Annotated in this window: 2 protein-coding genes; both read right to left on the bottom strand. The window is 41.6% G+C overall.

The window, feature by feature from the left end; all coding sequences use genetic code 11:
* A partial coding sequence (locus AC1DPZ_RS27895) for a hypothetical protein (RefSeq protein ID WP_477409660.1) occupies positions 1–286 on the bottom strand: 286 nt, incomplete at its 3' end.
* Between the two features lie 166 nt (positions 287–452).
* Complete coding sequence (locus AC1DPZ_RS27890; protein ID WP_477409658.1) at positions 453–944, bottom strand: D-glycero-alpha-D-manno-heptose-1,7-bisphosphate 7-phosphatase; 492 nt, start codon at positions 942–944, stop codon at positions 453–455.
* Between the last annotated feature and the right edge of the window lie 76 nt (positions 945–1,020).

The raw sequence follows: 1,020 nt of genomic DNA, 5'->3' as shown, positions 1-1,020 counted from the left end.
ACATTAACCCGTTCAATATCGCCCCAAAAGCAACCGGATCAATACGGGTAATAAACATGATGGTCCCTAAAAATATGGGATAGAACACCGGGAAATCAACAATAGGAATATGATTAAAAGTTTGCAGGGTGCCACTTGTATTTAAACTGCGTGCGGCACTGGTATACATGATAGAATCCGGCGAAATACCGATGCCGCTGTACTTGCAAAACAATTGGATAGCAAAAAAGYCAATTACTGCGGCGATAAGGGTGTCGTAGTTTTTTAAATAGCGGCTTAACTGCATGTAGCGATTTTTACTGTTGGATAGTGGTAAAAGTTGTAAAGGGGCAAAATGTTTTAAAAATAGTTAAAAAGCCCTTACCTAAGATCTCCCTCGGCAGAGGAAACTTTTGAATAAAAAAGTTTTGAAGCCCTCCCCTCCGGGGAGGGTTTGGGTGGGGCTGTTGTTTTTACGCTATCAAATCCAATACCGTACTTATCGGCTGATCGCTATCTATTAATATGCCTTTTACACCTGCAGAAGTGCCCGCCTCAACATCGCGCTCACGGTCGCCTATGAAATAGGATAGGGCAGGGTCGATGTCGTATTTTTTAATGCCTTGTAATAGTAAACCGGGTTTGGGTTTGCGGCAATCGCAATCGCCGGTAAAATTGGGGTGGTGTGGGCAGTAAAAAAAGTCGGTTATTTCTACACCGTGTTCTTTATATACTTCTTTTAAGTGATTATGCATTTTTGCAAGTTCATCCTCGGTATACCATCCTTTAGCCAGGCCACCCTGGTTTGTAGCTACTAATAGTAAGTATCCCCTGTCCTGCAAAGTTTTGAGTGCCTCAAAGTTATCCAGTACATGAAAATCTTCGAAACGGCGAACGTAATCGCCCATTTCCTGGTTTAGTACTCCATCACGATCTAAAAAAACGGCTTTATTTTTTGCGGACATTTGTTAAATTTTTTGGCGAAGTTAATAGTTTTTTAGAGAGTCCATAGCCAATGGTCGATAGTTCATAGCTATAGGC

Source organism: Mucilaginibacter sp. P4_G9, assembly GCF_056400985.1.
This window is presented reverse-complemented; position numbering and strand designations above follow the sequence as displayed.